The sequence below is a fragment of the Serratia sp. CY52157 genome (genome assembly GCF_052168495.1).
In the GTDB taxonomy this organism is placed as follows: Bacteria; Pseudomonadota; Gammaproteobacteria; order Enterobacterales; family Enterobacteriaceae; genus Serratia; species Serratia ureilytica.
This window is the reverse complement of the sequence record NZ_JBJNMO010000003.1, coordinates 509,574-528,966: the sequence shown is the minus strand read 5'-3', so window position 1 is coordinate 528,966 and position 19,393 is coordinate 509,574. Positions and strand designations below refer to the sequence as shown.

At 61.6% G+C, this 19,393-nt stretch carries 16 protein-coding genes; 6 read left to right on the top strand and 10 right to left on the bottom strand.

The genetic code is table 11. The annotated features are described in order from the left end of the window. Positions 1-10: 10 nt before the first annotated feature. The 5 genes from ACJ8IP_RS16285 to cysG form a co-directional block, all read right to left on the bottom strand. Complete coding sequence (locus tag ACJ8IP_RS16285) at positions 11-337, bottom strand: DUF3561 family protein (protein ID WP_033641885.1); 327 nt, start codon at positions 335-337, stop codon at positions 11-13. Between the two features lie 84 nt (positions 338-421). Beyond that, the gene (gene cysC, locus ACJ8IP_RS16280) at positions 422-1,111 is read right to left on the bottom strand and encodes an adenylyl-sulfate kinase (protein ID WP_164106927.1); all 690 of its coding nucleotides are present in this window, start codon (positions 1,109-1,111) and stop codon (positions 422-424) included. After that, entirely contained in the window at positions 1,050-2,477 is a 1,428-nt protein-coding gene (gene cysN / locus ACJ8IP_RS16275) for a sulfate adenylyltransferase subunit CysN (protein ID WP_164106928.1), read from the bottom strand. Before cysN ends, cysC begins: the two co-directional genes overlap by 62 nt. 11 nt (positions 2,478-2,488) lie before the next feature. After that, positions 2,489-3,397: a sulfate adenylyltransferase subunit CysD gene (gene cysD, locus ACJ8IP_RS16270; RefSeq protein ID WP_033641883.1), complete on the bottom strand. Its 909-nt coding sequence runs from the start codon at positions 3,395-3,397 to the stop codon at positions 2,489-2,491. Between the two features lie 22 nt (positions 3,398-3,419). Beyond that, complete coding sequence (gene cysG, locus ACJ8IP_RS16265) at positions 3,420-4,850, bottom strand: siroheme synthase CysG (protein WP_164106929.1); 1,431 nt, start codon at positions 4,848-4,850, stop codon at positions 3,420-3,422. Positions 4,851-5,111: 261 nt separating this feature from the next. Here cysG and ACJ8IP_RS16260 point away from each other — a divergent pair, with 261 nt between their 5' ends. After that, on the top strand, positions 5,112-6,182 hold the full coding sequence (locus ACJ8IP_RS16260) for an aminopeptidase (protein WP_164106930.1): 1,071 nt from the start codon (positions 5,112-5,114) through the stop codon (positions 6,180-6,182). Positions 6,183-6,237: 55 nt separating this feature from the next. Here the strand turns inward: ACJ8IP_RS16260 and ACJ8IP_RS16255 are convergent, their stop codons facing one another. The 3 genes from ACJ8IP_RS16255 to cysJ form a co-directional block, all read right to left on the bottom strand. Then, a complete protein-coding gene (locus tag ACJ8IP_RS16255; RefSeq protein ID WP_164106931.1) occupies positions 6,238-6,972 on the bottom strand; it encodes a phosphoadenylyl-sulfate reductase in 735 nt (244 codons plus the stop codon). Positions 6,973-7,033: 61 nt separating this feature from the next. Continuing rightward, positions 7,034-8,749, bottom strand: coding sequence for an assimilatory sulfite reductase (NADPH) hemoprotein subunit (gene cysI / locus ACJ8IP_RS16250; protein ID WP_033641880.1), 1,716 nt, complete (start codon positions 8,747-8,749; stop codon positions 7,034-7,036). Further along, complete coding sequence (gene cysJ / locus ACJ8IP_RS16245; protein ID WP_442524452.1) at positions 8,749-10,548, bottom strand: NADPH-dependent assimilatory sulfite reductase flavoprotein subunit; 1,800 nt, start codon at positions 10,546-10,548, stop codon at positions 8,749-8,751. The genes cysI and cysJ overlap by 1 nt, the downstream gene beginning before the upstream one ends. A gap of 436 nt (positions 10,549-10,984) precedes the next feature. Between cysJ and queD the strand changes: the two genes are divergently transcribed. Continuing rightward, positions 10,985-11,344 (top strand): 6-carboxytetrahydropterin synthase QueD, encoded by a 360-nt coding sequence (gene queD, locus ACJ8IP_RS16240; protein ID WP_004932638.1) that lies wholly within the window; start codon positions 10,985-10,987, stop codon positions 11,342-11,344. Positions 11,345-11,370: 26 nt separating this feature from the next. On the opposite strand, the gene ACJ8IP_RS16235 is transcribed toward queD, so the two are convergent. After that, on the bottom strand, positions 11,371-11,880 hold the full coding sequence (locus ACJ8IP_RS16235; protein WP_164057573.1) for a GNAT family N-acetyltransferase: 510 nt from the start codon (positions 11,878-11,880) through the stop codon (positions 11,371-11,373). A 43-nt stretch (positions 11,881-11,923) separates the two neighbouring features. Further along, positions 11,924-12,595: a 7-carboxy-7-deazaguanine synthase QueE gene (queE, locus tag ACJ8IP_RS16230; protein ID WP_033641878.1), complete on the bottom strand. Its 672-nt coding sequence runs from the start codon at positions 12,593-12,595 to the stop codon at positions 11,924-11,926. A 327-nt stretch (positions 12,596-12,922) separates the two neighbouring features. On the opposite strand from queE, the gene ACJ8IP_RS16225 reads away from it, so the two are divergent. From ACJ8IP_RS16225 to ACJ8IP_RS16210, 4 genes are all read left to right on the top strand, one after another. Further along, positions 12,923-14,263, top strand: a complete 1,341-nt coding sequence (locus tag ACJ8IP_RS16225; protein WP_033641877.1) for an MFS transporter — start codon at positions 12,923-12,925, stop codon at positions 14,261-14,263. A gap of 375 nt (positions 14,264-14,638) precedes the next feature. Further along, positions 14,639-16,330, top strand: a complete 1,692-nt coding sequence (gene hutU / locus ACJ8IP_RS16220) for a urocanate hydratase (protein ID WP_025159649.1) — start codon at positions 14,639-14,641, stop codon at positions 16,328-16,330. Further along, complete coding sequence (gene hutH, locus ACJ8IP_RS16215; RefSeq protein ID WP_025301604.1) at positions 16,327-17,862, top strand: histidine ammonia-lyase; 1,536 nt, start codon at positions 16,327-16,329, stop codon at positions 17,860-17,862. The genes hutU and hutH overlap by 4 nt, the downstream gene beginning before the upstream one ends. Before the next feature lie 102 nt (positions 17,863-17,964). Next, a complete protein-coding gene (locus ACJ8IP_RS16210; protein WP_164106932.1) occupies positions 17,965-19,359 on the top strand; it encodes an amino acid permease in 1,395 nt (464 codons plus the stop codon). The last annotated feature ends 34 nt before the right edge of the window (positions 19,360-19,393 follow it).

The window sequence follows — 19,393 nt, the reverse complement described above, 5'->3', positions numbered from 1 at the left end:
GCCCACTCTCTCACCACCCGGTCAGGAAGCTGAACACCAGCCAGAACAGGCACAGCACAACGGCGCCGGTCAGCAGCAGCGTCAAGATCAGACGGCCGCGCAGCAGCATGCTGAGGGTGATGCCGATCAGCACCGACAGCGGCATCAGCGCCAGGAAGAATGGCCAGGTATAAAGCAGGAAAAACAGCGTATTGGAACCGTAAACCAAAAACGGCAACGCGAACGCCAGCCAGTAGAAAACAAAGCCGCTGACGCCGCCCAGGAAAGAATAAGAAGGCTCCTCTTTCTCCTGTTTTGACTGCTTGGAGTCGATCAAGATAGGCGTGACATTTTGCATAGTGATCCCTGGTTATTCGGCTCGCTCTGCGGCGGCTTAGAGTAAAAAGCGCATGGCGAAAAACGCCACACGCTTTTTTTGAATTCAGGGTTTGATAATAGCCTGACCACGCAACACGTCTAACAATTGCGCAATCAAATTTGTTACCAATTGTTGGCCATCAAGGTGGATTTCCGGCTGCTGCGGCGCCTCGTAAACCGCGTCGATACCGGTGAAATTGCGCAGCTCGCCGGCGCGCGCTTTCTTATACAATCCCTTCGGATCGCGCGCCTCGCAGATCGCCAACGGCGTATCGACAAACACCTCGATAAAGCGATCGTCGCCGAGCATCTCACGCACCATCTGTCGTTCGGCGCGGTGCGGCGAAATGAACGCGGTCAGCACCACCAGCCCGGCGTCCACCATCAGCTTGGCCACTTCCCCCACCCGGCGAATGTTCTCGCGCCGATCCTCGTGGGAGAAGCCGAGATCGCGGCACAGGCCGTGGCGCACGTTATCGCCGTCCAGCAGGTAGGTGCTGACGCCGAGCCCATGCAGCGCCTGCTCCAGCGCGCCGGCGACGGTGGATTTGCCCGAGCCGGACAGCCCGGTAAACCACAGCACCGCGCCGCGATGGCCGTTGCGCGCTTCGCGATCCGCGCGCGTCACCGCGTGCGGATGCCAAACCACATTTTCGTCGTCCGGCCCGGTCGCCCTCAGTTCAACGGCCACCTTATCGGCCACCGAGCAGATCGCGCGCGCCCCAGTGCGGGAAGTGCTTGCGCACCAGCGCATTCAGCTCCAGCTCGAAGGCGCTGAATTCGCCGCGCGCCGCCGATGCGGCCTGCAGCGTTTCACGCACCAGACCGGCGCCAACCGTCACGTTGCTCATGCGATCGATGAAGATCAGCCCGCCGGTGTCGTGATTGCTCTGATAGCTGTCCAGCATCAGCGGCTCGTCGAAGGTCAGTTCCACCAGGCCGATGCCGTTGAGCGGCAACGTGTCGGCCGGATGCTGCGCCAGCGTATTGATCTCCACCTGATGGCGGATGCTCTCCACGCGTGCGCGGGTCTTTTTACCGGCGATCTTGATGTCGTAGCTCTGGCCCGGCACCAGCGGCTGCTCGGCCATCCATACCACGTCTACCAGCGCGCTCTGCGCCGCCTGCAGACTTTCGCCGGCGTCGACCAGCAGATCCCCCCGGCTGATGTCTACTTCATCCTTCAGCACCAGCGTAATCGCTTCGCCCGGCACCGCCTCTGGCAGATCGCCGTCGAAGGTCACGATGCGCGCCACGCTGGACTCCACGCCGGAAGGCAGCACTTTGATGCGTTGCCCCACCCGCACCACGCCGGCGGACAGCGTGCCGGCATAGCCGCGAAAATCGAGGTTCGGGCGGTTGACGTACTGCACCGGGAAGCGCAGCGGCTGGTTTTCTCGCTCGCTGACCACGTCAACGCTCTCCAGCACTTCCAGCAGGGTCGGGCCGCTGTACCACGGCATATGGGCGCTTTCGCTCGCCACGTTGTCGCCGTCCAACGCCGACAGCGGCACAAACTTGATGTCCAGATCGCCTGGCAGCTGCTGGGCAAAGGTCAGGTAATCCTGTTTGAACTGCTCGAACACCGCTTCCTGATAGTCCACCAGATCCATTTTGTTTACCGCGACCACCAGATGGCGAATGCCCAGCAGGGTCGCGATAAAGCTGTGGCGGCGAGTCTGATCCAGCACCCCTTTACGCGCGTCGATCAACAGGATCGCCAGATCGCAGGTGGAGGCACCGGTGGCCATGTTGCGGGTGTACTGCTCATGCCCCGGGGTATCGGCGATGATAAACTTGCGTTTTTCGGTCGAGAAGTAGCGATAGGCCACATCGATGGTGATGCCCTGCTCGCGCTCGGCCTGCAGACCGTCCACCAGCAGCGCCAGATCGAGCTTCTCGCCCTGGGTGCCGATGCGTTTGCTGTCGCTGTGCAGCGTCGACAGCTGATCCTCGTAGATCTGGCGGGTATCGTGCAGCAGGCGGCCGATCAGGGTGCTTTTGCCGTCGTCGACGCTGCCGCAGGTCAGAAAGCGCAGCAGGCTCTTGTGCTGCTGCGCGTGCAGATAAGACTCGACGCCGCCCTGGTCAGCGATTTGTTGTGCAATTGCGTTATTCATCCGGCGGCTCCTTAGAAATACCCTTGACGCTTTTTCAGCTCCATCGAGCCGGACTGATCGCGATCGATCATCCGCCCCTGGCGTTCACTGGTGGTGGAGACCAGCATTTCTTCGATGATCTCCGGCAGGGTTTGCGCCTGCGAGTCCACCGCGCCGGTCAGCGGCCAGCACCCCAGGGTGCGGAAACGCACCATGCGCTGGCTGATCACTTCACCCGGCTGCAGATCGATGCGATCGTCGTCCACCATCATCAGCATGCCGTCGCGCTCCACCACCGGGCGCGGTTTCGCCAGATACAGCGGCACGATGTCGATGTTTTCCAGGAAGATATACTGCCAGATATCCAGCTCGGTCCAGTTCGACAGCGGGAAGACGCGGATGCTCTCCCCTTTGTTGATCTGGCCGTTGTAGTTGTGCCACAGCTCCGGCCGCTGGTTTTTCGGATCCCAGCGGTGGAAGCGATCGCGGAACGAATAGATGCGCTCTTTGGCGCGCGATTTCTCCTCGTCGCGCCGCGCACCGCCGAAGGCGGCGTCGAAACCGTACTTGTTCAACGCCTGCTTCAGGCCCTCGGTTTTCATGATGTCGGTATGCTTGGCGCTGCCGTGCACGAACGGGTTGATGCCCATCGCCACCCCTTCAGGGTTTTTATGCACCAGCAGCTCGAAGCCGTACTCCTTCGCGGTGCGATCGCGGAATTCGTACATTTCGCGGAATTTCCAGCCGGTATCGACGTGCAGCAGCGGGAATGGCAGCGTGCCGGGGAAGAACGCCTTACGCGCCAGATGCAGCATCACGGAAGAGTCTTTGCCGATGGAATACAGCATCACCGGGTTGGCGAATTCAGCGGCGACTTCACGGATGATATGGATACTCTCCGCCTCCAATTGCCGCAAATGAGTGAGTCGTTTTTCGTCCATAACAGGTCCTTAAAAGCCTTGCCTATGCCAAATTCACGACGGCCGGGCGCGCGGCCCCTTCCGTCTGCGATTGATGCCCGAACCAGGCGATTTGGTGGTGCAGTTCCACCACTTCGCCGATCACCAGCAGCGCCGGCAACGGCGCCCGTTGGGCCAGATATTCCAGTTGTTCCAGCGTGCCGATCTGAACCTGCTGATCGGCGCGCGTGCCGCGGCTGATCACCGCCACCGGCGTCGAGGCGTCGCGACCGTGGGCGATCAGGCGCTGGCTGATGTCCGCCGCCTTCATGGTGCCCATGTAGATAGCCAGCGTCTGCCGCGCCCGGGCCAGATCGGCCCAGTCCAGGCCATCGCCGTCGGGGCGGCAGTGGCCGGTGATAAAGGTCACGCTCTGCGCGTGGTCGCGGTGCGTCAGCGGAATGCCTGCGTAGGCGGTCGCCCCCGCGGCGGCCGTGACGCCCGGCACCACCTGGAACGGAATGCCGGCGGCGGCGGCCACCTGCAGCTCTTCGCCGCCGCGGCCAAAGATGAACGGATCGCCCCCCTTGAGGCGCACCACCCGTTTGCCCTGCTGCGCTAGCTCCACCAGCAGCCTATTGGTCTCTTCCTGGATCACTGAGTGCGCGCCGGCGCGCTTGCCCACGCAGATGCGCTCGGCGTCGCGGCGCACCAGATCGAGGATTTCGCCGCTGACCAGATGGTCATACAGCACCACGTCCGCCTGCTGCATCACCTGCAGCCCGCGCAGGGTCAACAGCCCCACATCGCCCGGCCCGGCGCCCACCAACGCTATCTCGCCCTGGGCGCCCTCATCGCCTGTGGCGAAGCGGTGTAAATCCTGCTCCAGCTGGCGTTCCGCCTGCGCCGTCTGGCCGTTGGCCACCAGCGTGGCGAAACGGCCGCCGAAGGTGTTTTCCCAGAAACGGCGACGTTCGCCGATCGAAGCCAACCGCTGTTTGACCTGGCCGCGCCAGCGGCCCGCCACCTGCGCCATCAGCCCCAAACTGGCGGGCAGCAACGCCTCCAGCTTTTCGCGCAGCAACCGCGCCAGCACCGGCGCCTGGCCGCTGGACGATACGGCCACCACCAGCGGCGAGCGATCGATGATCGACGGGAAGATGAACGAACAGCGCGGCTGATCGTCCACCACGTTGGCCAGCACCCGGCGTTTATCCGCCTCGGCGAACACCGCGGCGTTCAGCGCATTGTCGTCCGTGGCGGCGATCGCCAGAAACACGTCGTCCAGCTGCTGCGGATCAAAGGTTTTCCCCAGCCAGAGCACCCGCCCTTGCTGACGTTGTTGTTCCAGTTCCGGTGAGAGCGACTGCGCAACTATCCGTATTTCAGCCCCGGCGCGCTGAAGCAGGGAGACTTTGCGCGCCGCCACGTCACCACCGCCAACGATCAGCACCGGACGTTGTTTCAGGTCGGCGAATATTGGTAGATAGTCCACAACAGCCTTTTCATATAACAGAAAGATAGTGTGACTATACGGGCTGAGATTTAGCCTCTGAAATGACGAAAAGGAATGATTAGTTCCTTTATGGAATATAGGCCGCAGCGCAGGAGGCAAACCATGCTCATCGCGACGGCAATTTGCGCGTTCGCGCGAAAATTAAGAGACAGGGAAATTGTGTAATGCCGCCCGTCGTCTCATACTGGGCGCCGAAGAAAAATGATCGGCAGCGCCGATAGCAAAGAAGGATTTTTCGGTATGTTTTCCCGTTTTTACCTGAAGACCAGCCTGCTGGCCCTCGCACTCGGCGGCGTCTTCAGCGTGTGTGCCGCACAGCCCGTAAAAGACGCGCCAATGGGCCGTTTCGCCGCCGAACAGACCCGCCACATCGCCACTTACTTCCCCGGCCGCATGGCGGGCAGCCCGGCAGAATTGCTCACCGCCGACTATCTCAAGCAGCAGTTCGGCAAGATGGGTTACCAAAGCGATATTCGCAGCGTCAATACGCGCTATCTCTACACCAGCAAAGACGGCAAGAAGAACTGGAATAACGTCACCGCCAGCTCGGTGATCGCCGCCCGCAACGGCAACAGCCCGAAACAGGTCGTGATCTTCGCCCACTTCGACACCTATACGCCGCAGAGCGACGAGGATCTGGATAACAATCTCGGCGGCCTGACGCTGCAGGGCGTCGACGACAACGCCTCCGGCATCGGCGTGATGCTGGAGCTGGCGGAACGCCTGAAGGATATCCCCACCGCCTACGGCCTGCGCTTCGTCGCCACCAGCGCTGAAGAGATCGGTTCGCTGGGCGCGCAGAACTACCTGCAGCGCATGAGCGCGGAAGAGAAAAGCAACACCGTGCTGGTGATCAACCTCGACAGCCTGATCACCGGCGATCGTCTGTACTTCAACGCCGGGCGCAACACGCCGCCGCAGATAGCGAAGCGCTCCCGCGATCGCGCACTGGATATCGCCCACCGCTACGGCATCGCCGCCGCCACCAACCCAGGCAACGCGCAGCATCCGCAAGGCACCGGCTGCTGTTCCGATCAAGAGGTGTTCGACGCCGCAGGCATCCCGGTATTGTCAGTGGAGGCCACCAACTGGTCGCTGGGCGACAAGGACGGTTACCAGCAGCGCGCCGTCAGCCCGCACTTCCCGCAGGGCATCACCTGGCACCGCCCGCAGTACGACAACCTGCAGTATCTGGATCGCTACCTGCCGGGGCGGATCGACAAACGCAGCCGCGACAGCGTGCAGATCCTGCTGCCCTTGATCAAAGAGCTGGCGCAGGCGCACCCGCCGAAAGCGCAAAAGAAAAAGTAGCCCGCAAAAAAACAGGGCCCAGCATTGCTGAGCCCTGTGATGTCATTCGCGTCGTTTAGCCTTCGTGCAGGCCGCACTCGCGCTTCAGGCCGAAGAAACGCGTCTCTTCCTCGCTCATGCCCGGCTCCCACTTCTGGGTGGTGTGGGTATCGCCGACCGACAGGTAACCCTGCTCCCACAACGGGTGGTAGCTCAGCCCGTGTTCGGTCAAATACTGGTAAATCTTGCGGTTGTCCCAGTCGATGATCGGCAGGATCTTGAACACCCCACGCTGCACCGCCAGCACCGGCAGATTGGCGCGGCTGCCGGACTGTTCGCGCCGCAGGCCGGCGAACCAGCTCTGCGCGCCCAGCGTCTCCAGCGCGCGGTTCATCGGCTCGACCTTGTTGATCTGGTTGTATTTTTCAATCCCTTCCACGCCCAGCTCCCACAGCTTGCCATAGCGCGCCTCTTGCCAGGCGGGAGACTGCTCCGCGCGGAACACCTGCAGATTCAGCTTCAGCTGGTCGGTCAGTTGATCGATAAAGCGATAGGTTTCCGGGAACAGATAACCGGTGTCGGTCAGGATCACCGGGATATCCGGCCGGATGCGCGTCACCAGGTGCAGACATACCGCCGCCTGAATGCCGAAACTGGACGAGAGTACAAACTCGCCGGGCAGATGCTCCAGCGCCCATTCGACGCGCTGTTCGGCGCTGAGGCTCTCCAGCTGGCCGTTGACCACCGCCAATGCCAGCGCCTGCCCGGATTTGGGCAACGCGTTTAGCGCCGCCAGATCGAATTCAGCCATGTTGTCTCTCCTGATACTTGAAATTACCTGTGCGGCCCCTCTGCCCAGGGGCCGCCCGGCCTCACTCCCAGAAATCTCGCGCCGGATCCAGCACCGGTTTGACGATGCCCGCGCGAACGGTGAAGTCGCCGAAGCCTTCGCCGGCGTTGCGCTCCTTCGCCCAGCGCCCCACCAACAGGTCGATCTCGCTCAGGATCTCGTCTTCGTTGATGTTTTCGCGGTACATGCGCGGAATGCGCGTGCCTTCGCGGTTGCCGCCCAAATGCAGGTTATAGCGGCCGACCGCCTTGCCCACCAGCCCCAGCTCCGCCAGCAGCGCGCGGCCGCAGCCGTTCGGGCAGCCGGTGATGCGCAGCACGATATGCTCGTCGCCCATCCCGTGCCGATGCATGATCTCCTCAACCTTGGTGACGAACTGCGGCAGGAAGCGCTCGGCCTCCGCCATCGCCAGCGGGCAGGTCGGGAACGACACACAGGCCATCGAGTTCTTGCGTTGCTCGCTGATCTGGTCGTCGATCAGGCCATGATCGCGCGCCAAGGCGTCGATCTTGGCCTTCTCGCTTTCCGGCACGCCGGCGATGATCACGTTTTGGTTCGCCGTCAGACGGAAGTCGCCTTTATGGATCTTGGCGATCTCCGCCATGCCGGTCTTCAGCGGGCGCCCCGGATAGTCCAGCAGGCGGCCGTTCTCGATAAACAGCGTCAGATGCCACTGATCGTCGATGCCCTTCACCCAACCGATGCGATCGCCGCGGCCGGTGAATTCATATGGGCGGATCGGCGCGAAGGTGATGCCGGCGCGCTTTTCCACTTCGGCGCGGAAAACGTCCACCCCGACGCGCTCCAGCGTGTATTTGGTCTTGGCGTTCTTGCGGTCGGTGCGGTTGCCCCAGTCGCGCTGCGTGGTGACCACCGCTTCCGCCACCGCCAGCGTATGCTCGAGCGGAATGTAGCCGAACTCGCTGGCCTGACGCGCGTAGGTTTTCTTGTTGCCGTGCTCAATGGACAGCCCGCCGCCCACCAGCAGGTTGAAACCCACCAGCTTGCCGTTTTCGGCGATCGCCACGAAGTTCATGTCGTTGGCGTGCAGATCGACGTCGTTCTGCGGCGGGATCACCACCGTGGTTTTGAATTTGCGCGGCAGGTAGGTCGGCCCCAGAATCGGCTCTTCGTCGGTGGTGGCCACCTTTTCCTGATCCAGCCACACCTCTGCATAGGCGCGGGTGCGCGGCAGCAGGTGTTCAGAGATCTTCTTCGCCCACTCGTAGGCTTCCTGATGCAGCTCGGACTCCACCGGGTTGGAGGTGCACAGCACGTTGCGGTTCACGTCGTTGGCGGTCGCCAGCGCGTCCAGCCCCAGGCGATTCAGCAACTGGTGCACCGGTTTGACGTTGCCTTTCAGGATGCCGTGAAACTGGAACGTCTGGCGGTTGGTGATGCGAATGCTGCCGTACAGCGTGCTCTCCTGCGCGAACTTGTCGATGCCCAGCCACTGCTGCGGGCTGATGACGCCGCCCGGCAGGCGGCAACGCAGCATCATGGCGTGGCGCGGCTCCAGCTTCTGCTCGGCGCGTTCGGCGCGAATGTCACGATCATCCTGCTGGTACATGCCGTGAAAACGGATCAGCAGGAAGTTGTCGCCGTTGAAGCCGCCGGTCAGGCCGTCGTTCAAATCTTCGGCGATGGTGCCGCGCAGGAAGTTGCTCTCCTTCTTCATGCGCTCCGCATCGGCCAGTTTGCCTTCGACTACCAAAGGCCCGGGGTGTTTATCACTCATCAGTAAACATCTCGCTGATAACGGCGCTCAAGGCGCAGCTCACTTAAAAATTCATCCGCCTGCTCGGTATCCATGCCACCGTGCTCGGCCACCAGTTCCAGTAATGTATGTTCCACGTCTTTCGCCATGCGATTGGCATCGCCGCAGACGTAAATGTGCGCGCCTTCCTGAATCCAGCGCCACACTTCCGCGCCCTGTTCGCGCAGTTTGTCTCGTACGTATATTTTATGTTGCTGGTCGCGGGACCAGGCCAGATCGATGCGGGTCAGCAGGCCGTCTTTCACGTAGCGCTGCCATTCAACCTGGTACAGGAAATCTTCGGTAAAGTGCGGGTTGCCGAAGAACAGCCAGTTTTTGCCGCCGGCGCCGTCGGCGTCGCGCTGCTGCATAAAGGCGCGGAACGGCGCGATGCCGGTGCCCGGGCCGATCATGATCACCGGCGTTTCCGGGTTGGCCGGCAGACGGAAGTTGTCGTTGTGCTCGATAAACACCCGCACGTCGCCGTCCTCCTCCAGGCGGTCCGCCAGGAAACCGGAGGCGCCGCCGCTGCGAGCGCGCCCGTCGATGTCGTAACGCACGACGCCCACGGTGATGTGCACTTCGTTCTCATTTTCCGCCTGTGAAGAGGCGATGGAGTACAGGCGCGGCGTCAGCGGACGCAGCAGCCCGACCAGCTGTTCGGCGCTCAGATCCGCCGGCGCCTGACGCACCATGTCGACGATCGGCGTGTTGTGCGCATACTGCTGCAGCGCGGCTTTATCCGCCAACAGACCGATCAGCTTTTCGTCGCGCGACAGCGCGGCGTATTTATCGACGATCGGCGTGGTGTTCTGCGTCAGTTCGAAATGGCTGCGCAGCGCCTGCGCCAGCGGCAGGGTTTGCCCTTCCACCTCGACCGGTTCGTCGCCTTTCAGCCACAATAGCTGCACCAATTCGTCCACCAGTGCCGGATCGTTGTCGAACCATACGCCGAGCGCATCGCCAGGCTGGTAGCGCAGGCCCGAATCGCCCAAATCGATCTCGATATGGCGCACGTCTTTATCGGACGCGCGGCCGGTAATTTTCTGCTTGACCGCCAGTTGGGCGGTGAGCGGTTGTTCCTTGCTGTACGGGCTGCTGTCGATCAGGTCGACCGCGCCGCTGGCCAACGCGCCCGGCGCGGCGCTTTCCGCCGGCGCGCGCGCCTTCAGCACCGACACCACCTGTTTGCGCCAGGCGGCGGCCAGTTCCTGATACTCCACGTCGGCATCCACGCGCTCCACCAGGCGCTCGGCGCCCAGTTCGGCCAACTTGGCGTCGAAATCTTTACCGGACTGACAGAAATTCTCATAAGAGGTGTCGCCCAGCCCGAACACCGCAAACGCGGTGTCACTCAGCTTCGGCGCCTTTTTCGAGAACAGGTATTTATGCAGCGCCACCGCTTCTTCCGCCGGCTCGCCTTCCCCTTGCGTGGAGGCGACGATCACCAGCAGGCGCTCTTGCGCTATCTGTTTGAATTTGTAGTCGCCGGCGCTGATCAGCGTGGCGTTCAGATTGGCGGCCAGCAAATCGTCGCGCAGCTGCTCCGCCAGGCGGCGCGCATTGCCGGTCTGCGAAGCGGAAATGATGGTGATGCCGGCGGCGGCAGGGGCGGCGGGCGCAATGGCCACGGCTCCTGGCTGTTGATTGACCATGCCCCAAAAATAACCGGACAGCCACGCCAGCTGCGTCGGCGAATAGTCGCCGATCGTCGCCTGCAGGCGTGCCAGCTGTTCGGGCGTCAGCGGGAGCAAAGATGTTGGAGGAGCCTGAGTCGTCATTGCTGTACTTATTTCCTATACTTAGCGCCTTTCCTGCCAGGCGCGCGCCAGTGTCAGTCGCTGTCTCTTCGCTGCGTCGGGTGTGCGGAAAAGATCAGGAGAGTTTGTAAGGTTACCGAGCAGAATAGCAACGATTAAATAAGGGATAGCAATAAATCATAACCAAAATGACTAAGCTGTTTTTCTGGTAAGGGATAACGCTTAAACCGTTAAACAAAGTTTTTTATCCAGATGAAAATAAAGCACTTTTTTTCATCATTTTTTCACCGTTCAACATTTCGGCTCATAACCCCAGCCGATAGGTGCCGCAGACACCAAACAAAAAAAGTGTTAACCGGATGCGTTTGCCGTGGCGGTAGACCATAACGGTATAAATGGCAAGCAGACGCGCTTTCCGGTACTATGCGGCGGTTTTTGAGTCAATGAGGCCGTAATAATGGCAACCACGCTGTTTAAAGATTTTCAGTTTGAAGCCGCACACCGTTTGCCGCATGTGCCGGAGGGCCACAAATGCGGCCGTCTGCATGGGCATTCGTTTATGGTGCGTCTGGAAGTGACCGGTGAAGTGGATCCCCACACCGGTTGGGTGATGGATTTCGCCGAGCTCAAGGCTGTGTTTTCCCCGATCTGGGAGCGGCTGGATCACCATTATCTGAACGATATTCCAGGATTGGAAAATCCCACCAGCGAAGTGCTCGCCGCCTGGATTTGGCAGCAGCTCAAGCCCCAGTTACCGGAACTGACTGCGGTGATGGTGAAAGAGACCTGTACGGCGGGATGCGTATATAAAGGTTGATGCCGTGAGGGTATGTGCAGATACCCTCACACTACCTCGCCTTGCAGATCCAGACGCCGCGCCGTCCAGGGCCTTTCCGACAGGCTCAACGCCATTCCCCCTCGATAGACAAACGTTTTGCTCTCGCCGTCCTCAATGAACGACGTCTCGTTTTCCATCGCCCGATAGCCGGCGCCGGTATAGTACTTTTCGCTTACCGCAAACAGTATGGAATACGCGATCCCTTTACTGCGCAAATAGTCATGCGCCTTCACCAGCATGTTTGCGGCCACGCCGCGGCGCCGATGCGTGTGTGCCACGGCCACCAGCCCGATGATGCCGATCACCTCGGCCTCACCGTCAATCAACACCGGCCGCTCATGCACCGCCAGTTGGCCGACGATCGCCTCGCCTTCCGTGGCGGTCACCAGGCAAGCCGGCACCTGCCGCCGATAAAATCCGTCGGTTATCTCGGGGAAAGCGTCGGACAACAACGAACGAATCGACCGCAATTCCGCTTCCGTCACCGCCTCGAATGCACGCGATACAATTTTCACCGTAACTCCCGTCCCGTTCGAAGGCCTGCGGCCAATAAAAAACTCAGGCGATATTCAGATATTTGTGGGTCTGCATCGACAACCGCCAATTGCGCGCAATGCAGGTTTCGATGCACAGGCGGGTCGCCTCTTCTTTCTGGCTGATCGGCTGCAGCGCGATAATGCGCGCCTTATCGTCCTGCAGCGTCGCCAGCAGCGCATCCAGCGCCTCGATATCGCGCTCGCGCGCCACCGGATGCTTCACCTCGTCGGCGCGCCGCAGCGCCTGATCCAGCACCTTCATGCCGCCGCGCATATTCACCTTGGGCGAAACCGTCACCCAGGTGTTGGCGGAGCAGCGGATTTCGTGGGTGCCGCTGGTTTCAATCTGGCAACGGTAGCCGTGCTGTTCGAACAGCTCGGTCAACGGCGCCAGATCGTAGATGCAGGGTTCACCGCCGGTGATCACCACATGGCGCGCGGTGTAACCTTGTTGGCGCATCACCGCCAACAGCTGCTCGGCGCCGGCATTGCCCCAGGCGTCGCTCTCTTCTGTTTTGACCAGGATCCGTTGCAGGTCGACTTCTCGATGGGCTTCCTTTTCCCAGGTATGTTTGGTGTCGCACCAGCTGCACCCTACCGGGCAGCCCTGCAGGCGGATGAAAATGGCCGGAACGCCGGTGAAAAAGCCTTCGCCCTGCAAGGTTTGGAACATCTCGTTGATCGGGTACTGCATCGGTTTCTCAATCTGGAAAAGTAAAAAGCGATTATCGCAGATTCCGGCCCGGCGACCAAACGGCCAAAATTGTATTAAATTTTATCCTCCGCGCCGCCGTCAGCATATCTCACCGCCAATGGCGTTCATTTAATTTGTTAACCGGTCTTTGGCCTTTCATCGGCGGTGCAACCTGCTCCACAGAAAACAACACGCAGTTAACAAATAAGATAATTATATTTGACATAAAGCGCCGACGCGCAGATGTATATACAAGCAAACACAAGCCGAGCGCCAGTTTCGGCCACGTTCCATCCATCACGACTACATCTGCGTTTAGAGGGTGCCATGACTCATTCCACCAGCGAGTTAAACATTCAACAGGCCATCGACGACAGCAAGTTTTCGCTGTTTCACTGGACACTGATCATTCTCGGATTTCTGATCCTCGCCATCGACGGCTTCGATACCGCCGCCATGGGCTATATCGCCCCCTCGGTCGCCAAAGACTGGGGCATCGTGAAGCAGGATCTGGGGCCGGTGCTGAGCGCTGCGCTGCTGGGGCTGTCGCTCGGCGCACTGATCGCCGGGCCGATCTCCGACCGCATCGGCCGCAAGCGCGTGCTGGTGTTTTCCTGCCTGTTCTTCGGCCTGTCGAGCCTGGCCACCGCCTACGCCGGTTCGCTCAACAGCCTGACGCTGTGGCGCTTCCTCACCGGTCTCGGGCTGGGGGCGGCGATGCCCAACGCTATTACCTTGATCTCCGAATACGCGCCGCAGCGCTGCCGTTCGCTGGCGATCAACACCATGTACTGCGGTTTTCCGCTGGGCGCGGCCGGCGGCGGCGCCATTTCATCGTGGCTGATCCCGAACTACGGCTGGCACAGCGTGCTGCTGCTCGGCGCCATCGCGCCGCTGGTCTTGACTGTCCTGCTGATCCTGCTGCTGCCGGAGTCGGTTAAATATATGGTTAACCGCGGCCAGGATGCGGCGAAGATCAAGCGCATCGCGCAGCGCTTCGTCAGCCGGAGCCTCGACGGCGTGACGCGGTTTTATCTGTACGAAGAGAAGCTGGCGCAGACCAAGACCAGCGTCGGCCTGCTGTTCAGCCGCCCTTACCTGCTCGGCACGCTGATGCTGTGGCTGACCTACTTTATGGGGCTGGTGATCTACTACGTGTTGCTGAGCTGGATGCCAATCCTGATGCAGGGATTGGGCTATCAGTTGGAGCAATCGGCGATGCTCACCTCGCTGTTCACCTTCGGCGGCACGCTGGGCATCCTGGTGGCCGGCTGGTTGATGGACCGCTGGAATGCGCACAAAGTGGTCTCGAGCGGCTTTGTCGTCACCGCCCTGCTGATCGTGGCGATGGCCACCGAGGATAAACAGATCGTGCTGCTGGGCGCCTTCATCTTCCTGATGGGCGTCACCATGAACGGCGCGCAGTCCGGGCTGCAAACGCTGGCGGCGACCTTCTACCCGACCCACAGCCGCGCCACCGGCATCGCCTGGATGCAGGGCATCGGCCGCTTCGGCGGCGTCGCCGGCACCATGATGGGCGCCCAACTGCTGGCCATGCAGTGGGAAGTGCAGAGCATCCTGATGTTCCTGTGCGTGCCGGCGCTGATCGCCGCCATCGCCACGGTGTGCAAGATGAGCCGCAAACCGACGCTACAGCCGGCCGCCTGACCCTTGCAAGCCCGCCCACGGCGGGCTTTCTTCCTGCGGTGATAGGGCTTTTTTATCCTCCGCCGTCAACTGTAATCAGACTGTAAAAATATTGTGACTAGCCGCCCAAAAATGAGTCAATTTTAATTCATTTTTGCCGAACAGCTCACTTTTCTCCGGCTTTCCGTACCTGAGACCGGCGATAAAAAATCGCATATCAACCTGATATAAAAAGAAAATAACTTTTTCTTATGCCACTTTTCAGCGGCAACTGGTCAGTGTTGCATATGCTTGTACATACAAGTATATGTTAATAAGCCCTACGCATTGTTATGCCGTGGTACTCATCCCCACCGCGGCATGGAATCTGCACCGATACTGTTTGAGGAAAATGCTGTGACTACAAATAACAAAGTTCGCAATGTCGATGTACGCGCGCCACGCGGCACACAATTAAACGCAAAAAGCTGGCTGACCGAAGCGCCGTTACGCATGCTGATGAACAACCTCGATCCTGAAGTTGCGGAGAACCCACACGAGCTGGTGGTGTACGGCGGCATCGGCCGCGCCGCGCGCGACTGGGATTGCTACGACAAGATCGTCGAAACCCTGAAAACGCTGGAAGAAGACGAAACCCTGCTGGTGCAGTCCGGCAAACCGGTCGGCGTCTTCAAAACCCACAGCAACGCGCCGCGCGTGCTGATCGCCAACTCCAACCTGGTGCCGCACTGGGCAACCTGGGAACACTTCAACGAGCTGGACGCCAAAGGCCTGGCGATGTACGGCCAGATGACCGCCGGCAGCTGGATCTACATCGGCAGCCAGGGCATCGTTCAGGGCACCTATGAAACCTTCGTCGAAGCGGGCCGCCAGCACTACGACGGCAGCCTGCAGGGGCGCTGGGTGCTGACCGCCGGTCTGGGCGGCATGGGCGGCGCGCAGCCGCTGGCCGCGACGCTGGCGGGCGCCTGCTCGCTGAACATCGAATGTCAGCAGAGCCGCATCGATTTCCGTCTGAAAACCCGCTACGTCGATGAGCAGGCCAAAGATCTGGACGACGCGCTGGCCCGCATCAAGAAATACACCTCAGAAGGCAAAGCCATCTCCATCGCTCTGTGCGGCAACGCGGCGGAAATCCTGCCTGAGCTGGTGCGCCGCGGCGTGCGCCCGGACATGGTCACCGACCAGACCAGCGCCCACGATCCGCTGAACGGCTACCTGCCGAAGGGCTGGAGCTGGGAAGAGTATCGCCAGCGCGCTCAAACCGAGCCGGCCAAAGTGGTCGCCGCCGCCAAGCAATCGATGGCCGATCACGTCAAAGCCATGCTGGCGTTCCAGCAGATGGGCGTGCCGACCTTCGACTACGGCAACAACATTCGCCAGATGGCGAAAGAAACCGGCGTCGACAACGCCTTCGACTTCCCGGGCTTCGTGCCGGCCTACATCCGTCCGCTGTTCTGCCGCGGCATCGGGCCGTTCCGCTGGGCGGCGCTGTCCGGCGATCCGCAGGACATCTACAAAACCGACGCCATGGTGAAAGAGCTGATCCCGGATGACGAGCACCTGCACCGCTGGCTGGACATGGCGCGCGAGCGCATCAGCTTCCAGGGCCTGCCGGCGCGCATCTGCTGGGTTGGCCTCGGCCAGCGCGCCAAGCTGGGCCTGGCGTTCAACGAGATGGTGCGCCGCGGCGAACTGTCCGCCCCGATCGTCATCGGCCGCGACCATCTGGATTCCGGCTCCGTTTCCAGCCCGAACCGTGAAACCGAAGCGATGAAAGACGGCTCCGATGCCGTTTCCGACTGGCCGCTGCTGAACGCGCTGCTGAATACCGCCAGCGGCGCCACCTGGGTTTCCCTGCACCACGGCGGCGGCGTCGGCATGGGCTTCTCCCAACACTCCGGCATGGTGATCGTCTGCGACGGCACCGACGAAGCCGCCGAGCGCATTGCCCGCGTCCTGCACAATGACCCGGCTACCGGGGTCATGCGTCACGCCGACGCCGGTTACGATATCGCTATCGACTGCGCCCGTGAGCAAGGCCTGAACCTACCGATGGTTGCCGCGACCCAAGGAGAAAAAGCATGAAAGCGCTGACTATTCGCCCAGGCAAACTGACGCTGGCCCAGCTACGCGACGTGTATCAACACCCGGTGACGCTGACGCTGGACGACAACGCCTACGGCCCTATCCAGCAGAGCGTGGCCTGCGTGGAACGCATCGTTGAAGAAAACCGCACCACTTACGGCATCAACACCGGGTTTGGCCTGCTGGCTTCGACCCGCATCGCCCGCGACGATTTGGAAAACCTGCAGCGTTCGATCGTGCTGTCACACGCCGCCGGCGTGGGCGAGCCCACCGACGACAATCTGGTGCGCCTGATCATGGTGCTGAAAATCAACAGCCTGTCGCGCGGCTTCTCCGGCATTCGTCTGGAAGTCATCCAGGCGCTGATCGCGCTGGTCAACGCCGAAGTTTATCCGCATATCCCGCTGAAGGGCTCGGTCGGCGCCTCCGGCGACCTGGCGCCGCTGGCGCACATGAGCCTGGTGCTGCTGGGCGAAGGCCAGGCGCGTCATCAGGGCCAATGGCTGCCGGCGACCGAAGCGCTGGCCAAGGCCGGTCTGAAACCGCTGACGCTGGCAGCGAAAGAGGGCCTGGCGCTGCTGAACGGCACCCAGGTCTCCGCCGCCTTCGCGCTGCGCGGCCTGTTCGACGCGGAAGACCTGTTCGCCGCCGCGACCGTGGCGGGCAGCCTGACGGTGGAAGCGGCGCTGGGCTCCCGCAGCCCGTTCGATGCGCGTATCCATGAGGTGCGCGGCCAGCGCGGCCAGATCGACGCCGCCCTCGCCTACCGCCACCTGCTCGGCGCGCGCAGCGAAGTCTCCGACTCGCACCGCAACTGCGAAAAAGTGCAGGATCCTTACTCCCTGCGCTGTCAGCCGCAGGTGATGGGCGCCTGCCTGACGCAGATCCGCCAGGCCGCCGAGGTGCTGGAGATAGAAGCCAACGCCGTCTCCGATAACCCGCTGGTGTTCGCCGAGCAGGGTGACGTGCTGTCCGGCGGCAACTTCCATGCCGAACCGGTGGCGATGGCCGCCGATAACCTGGCGCTGGCGTTCGCCGAAATCGGTTCACTGTCCGAGCGCCGCATCTCGCTGATGATGGACAAACACATGTCGCAACTGCCGCCGTTCCTGGTGGAAAACGGCGGCGTAAACTCCGGCTTCATGATCGCTCAGGTCACCGCCGCGGCGCTGGCCAGCGAAAACAAAGCGCTGGCGCATCCGTCAAGCGTCGACAGCATCCCGACCTCCGCCAACCAGGAAGACCACGTCTCCATGGCGCCGGCCGCCGGTCGCCGTCTGTGGAGCATGGCGGACAACGTGCGCGGCATTCTGGCGGTCGAATGGCTGGCCGCCTGCCAGGGCCTGGATTTCCGCAACGGCCTGAAGACCTCGGAAGGTCTGGAGCAGGCGCGCCGTCTGCTGCGCGAGCATGTCAGTTTCTACGACAAGGATCGTTTCTTCGCCCCCGACATTGAAGCCGCCAGCCAACTCTTGGCGGCCGGTCACCTGACATCGCTGCTGCCTGCGGCGCTGCTGCCTAGCCAGGCATAATCATCACACACTGAATCACGCAGTTTGTTCTGCCCCGCCGGGTGCGTTCCACCCGGTGCGGGCAGCGCGTGCCTGTTCGGCAAACACTTAACGGGAAACAACATGCGTAACGAAACGACACAACTCAGACGCGGACTAAACGCGCGGCATATCCGTTTCATGGCTCTCGGCTCGGCGATCGGCACCGGCCTGTTCTACGGCTCCGCCGGCGCCATCCAACTGGCCGGCCCGGCGGTGCTGCTGGCCTATCTGGTGGGCGGCGCGGCGGTATTCATGGTGATGCGCGCGCTGGGTGAAATGGCGGTGCATCAGCCGGTTTCCGGCTCGTTCGGCCACTACGCCAGCCACTATCTCGGCCCGCTGGCCGGGTTCCTCACCGGCTGGACCTACACCTTCGAAATGGTGATCGTCGCCCTGGCGGACGTCACCGCCTTCGGCATCTATATGGGGCTGTGGTTCCCGGACGTCGCTCAATGGGTTTGGGTGCTCAGCATCATCCTGTTTATCGGCGCGCTCAACCTGTGCAGCGTCAAGGTCTTCGGCGAGCTGGAGTTCTGGCTGTCGCTGGTCAAGGTCGCCGCCATCGTGGCGATGATCGTCGGCGGTGCAGCGGTGATGCTGTTCGGTTTCGGGCAAACCCAGCACGCCACCGGCATCAGCAACCTGTGGCAACACGGCGGCTTTATGCCTAACGGCATCGGCGGCGTGGTCGCGTCATTGGCGGTGGTGATGTTCGCCTTCGGCGGCATCGAGATCATCGGCATTACCGCCAGCGAGGCGAAAGACCCCGCCAAAGTGCTGCCGAAGGCGATCAACGCCGTGCCGGTGCGCATCCTGCTGTTTTACGTGCTGACGCTGACGGTGCTGATGGCTATCTATCCGTGGAACAGCATCGGCCAGAACGGCAGCCCGTTCGTTGAGATCTTCAGCAACCTCGGCATCAGCTCCGCCGCCAACGTGCTGAACGTGGTAGTGATCACCGCCGCCATTTCGGCCATCAACAGCGATATCTTCGGCGCCGGCCGCATGATGTACGGCATGGCGCAGGACGGCCAGGCGCCGCGCAGCTTCACCAAACTGACCGCCAGCGGCGTGCCGTGGATGACGGTGCTGGTGATGTCGGTCGCCCTGCTGTTGGCGGTGGTGCTCAACTACCTGATCCCGGAGAAGGTCTTCATGATCATCGCTTCGATCGCCACCTTCGCCACCGTCTGGGTGTGGCTGATGATCCTGCTGTCGCAGATCGTCATGCGCCGCACGCTGTCGCTGGAAGAAACGCGCCAGTTGAGCTTCCCGGTGCCGTGGTGGCCGGTCGCGCCGGCATTGGCGACCGCCTTTATGGCATTCGTCATCGGCCTGCTCGGCTATTTCGAAGAGAGCCGCATCGCGCTGTACGTCGGGCTGGTGTGGATCGCTTTACTCACCGTGGCTTACTGGCTGTGGGTACACAAGAAAGGCGGCGGTTCGCCGGTGACCGCGGCGACGCAACAGATGTAACGCTCGCTTCTGCTAAAACCCGCTGCGGCGGGTT

Excerpts from the sequence above, each read along its gene's own strand:
- cysC (WP_164106927.1), bottom strand. The coding sequence starts at position 1,111 with ATGCGCTGGTGCGCAAGCACTTCCCGCACTGGGGCGCGCGCGATCTGC.
- queD (WP_004932638.1), top strand. The coding sequence starts at position 10,985 with ATGGCAACCACGCTGTTTAAAGATTTTCAGTTTGAAGCCGCACACCGT.
- queE (WP_033641878.1), bottom strand. The coding sequence starts at position 12,595 with ATGCAGTACCCGATCAACGAGATGTTCCAAACCTTGCAGGGCGAAGGC.
- ACJ8IP_RS16225 (WP_033641877.1), top strand. The coding sequence starts at position 12,923 with ATGACTCATTCCACCAGCGAGTTAAACATTCAACAGGCCATCGACGAC.
- ACJ8IP_RS16210 (WP_164106932.1), top strand. The coding sequence starts at position 17,965 with ATGCGTAACGAAACGACACAACTCAGACGCGGACTAAACGCGCGGCAT.
- cysD (WP_033641883.1), bottom strand. The coding sequence starts at position 3,397 with ATGGACGAAAAACGACTCACTCATTTGCGGCAATTGGAGGCGGAGAGT.
- hutH (WP_025301604.1), top strand. The coding sequence starts at position 16,327 with ATGAAAGCGCTGACTATTCGCCCAGGCAAACTGACGCTGGCCCAGCTA.
- ACJ8IP_RS16255 (WP_164106931.1), bottom strand. The coding sequence starts at position 6,972 with ATGGCTGAATTCGATCTGGCGGCGCTAAACGCGTTGCCCAAATCCGGG.
- cysI (WP_033641880.1), bottom strand. The coding sequence starts at position 8,749 with ATGAGTGATAAACACCCCGGGCCTTTGGTAGTCGAAGGCAAACTGGCC.
- cysN (WP_164106928.1), bottom strand. The coding sequence starts at position 2,477 with ATGAATAACGCAATTGCACAACAAATCGCTGACCAGGGCGGCGTCGAG.
- ACJ8IP_RS16285 (WP_033641885.1), bottom strand. The coding sequence starts at position 337 with ATGCAAAATGTCACGCCTATCTTGATCGACTCCAAGCAGTCAAAACAG.
- ACJ8IP_RS16260 (WP_164106930.1), top strand. The coding sequence starts at position 5,112 with ATGTTTTCCCGTTTTTACCTGAAGACCAGCCTGCTGGCCCTCGCACTC.
- cysJ (WP_442524452.1), bottom strand. The coding sequence starts at position 10,548 with ATGACGACTCAGGCTCCTCCAACATCTTTGCTCCCGCTGACGCCCGAA.